This is a genomic window from Staphylococcus sp. HMSC62B09 (assembly GCF_001839115.1).
In the GTDB taxonomy this organism is placed as follows: domain Bacteria; phylum Bacillota; class Bacilli; order Staphylococcales; family Staphylococcaceae; genus Staphylococcus; species Staphylococcus haemolyticus.
This window is the reverse complement of the sequence record NZ_KV840075.1, coordinates 1-1,385: the sequence shown is the minus strand read 5'-3', so window position 1 is coordinate 1,385 and position 1,385 is coordinate 1. Positions and strand designations below refer to the sequence as shown.

General features: G+C 26.8%; 2 protein-coding genes. One reads left to right on the top strand and one right to left on the bottom strand.

Annotated elements, in window-relative coordinates; genetic code table 11:
* Positions 1 to 436: 436 nt before the first annotated feature.
* Positions 437 to 841: a hypothetical protein gene (locus HMPREF3265_RS00040; protein ID WP_070860818.1), complete on the bottom strand. Its 405-nt coding sequence runs from the start codon at positions 839 to 841 to the stop codon at positions 437 to 439.
* 134 nt (positions 842 to 975) lie between these two features.
* On the opposite strand from HMPREF3265_RS00040, the gene HMPREF3265_RS00035 reads away from it, so the two are divergent.
* The gene (locus tag HMPREF3265_RS00035; protein WP_070860817.1) at positions 976 to 1,260 is read left to right on the top strand and encodes a helix-turn-helix transcriptional regulator; all 285 of its coding nucleotides are present in this window, start codon (positions 976 to 978) and stop codon (positions 1,258 to 1,260) included.
* Positions 1,261 to 1,385 lie beyond the last annotated feature (125 nt).

Sequence of the window (1,385 nt, the reverse complement as noted above, 5' to 3'; positions counted from 1 at the left end):
AATGATGTATAAAACCTGCATAACCGATAATCATTAAAAAAAGGCTTAAACGTTGTTAAATCAACGTTTAAGCCTTTTTAGTTAGTTGACATAATTTATCCCTTATGGGTAATTAATTTGTATAATTTATGTATTAATATTTTTGAATTTTAATATATTTTAAAATTTCATATGGATAAAAGTTGTTTTATATTATATTATTTAATTAATACTTTTATTAATTCTAAAGGGTGATAATAATGGCAAAATCGTTAATATCTAGTATTATAGCAGCTTTTGTTATTTTTATTCTTTTTCTGATTTTTGAACACTCACTTAGCAAAAGTATTATTTTATTTATTATTACATTTTTAATATTTGTAATTAGAGATTATTTTATAAAAATAATAAAAGAAAGGAAAAAATAGGACAAAAACGCCCTATTTTTCCTTTCTTTTTATATGATTTTGTATGAAATCTTTTGAAGATTTGGTGTAGGTCCAGTTTTTATAATTACTTGTACCCTTTTATTTTGCTTAGCTGCTTTTTTAAAAGTATTTATTGTATCATTTTGAGCATTCGCACTTGCTAATACAGCTGCTGCCACTGGTGGACCACCATATTTACCAAATAGTGTTGCAGCTGTCGCTCCCCATTCTTTATAGTTTTTTTGTCTTTTAGGCATTTCTTTAGCCATCTGTTTAACTGATTTTTTACTAATAGTTTGCTTAGCAATTACTTTTCCTTCAGCTTTAGCAACATTTTTATGTTCTATAGGATTTAAAGGAGTTTGTGGCAGAGCTATTGAAAGCGAAGATAATAACATAACACCTGTTACTGTACTAATTAATTTCTTTTTCATAATTCCACCTCTTTTATTTTTATAATTTAATAATAATAGAATTTTTAGTAAGTTTTTATTCGATTTTTATTTAATTAAATTATATAAAAGTTTAAATAATACTATAACGAAGTTTAAATTTGGTAGGTGAGTTGATGGATCTAGATCAAGAGTTAAGAAGATTACGAAAAGAAAAAGGAATAACTCAAGAATACTTAGCAAATGAATTATATGTATCAATTCAAACAATTAATAAATGGGAGAACGGAAAATGTCTTCCTGATGCTATTAATTTATTACATATTGCTCAATTTTATGAAATTAGTCTTGATGATTTGATGAAGAATGAAGTCCCTAAATCTTTAAGTAAAGAAAAGAGAAAAAAACATAGATTAATTCCTTTATCGATAACCGATATTTTTTCGAGAATTAATCTTTAAGTGGCTAGTATTCTAGCCACTTATTTTTTCGCAGAAAAAATCCTAAGGGGCTTGGGGATTATCCCCAACAAGCAGGCGTCGATACCACGTAAGTGGCTAGCAAAGCCAATGCTTGCCAAACCACT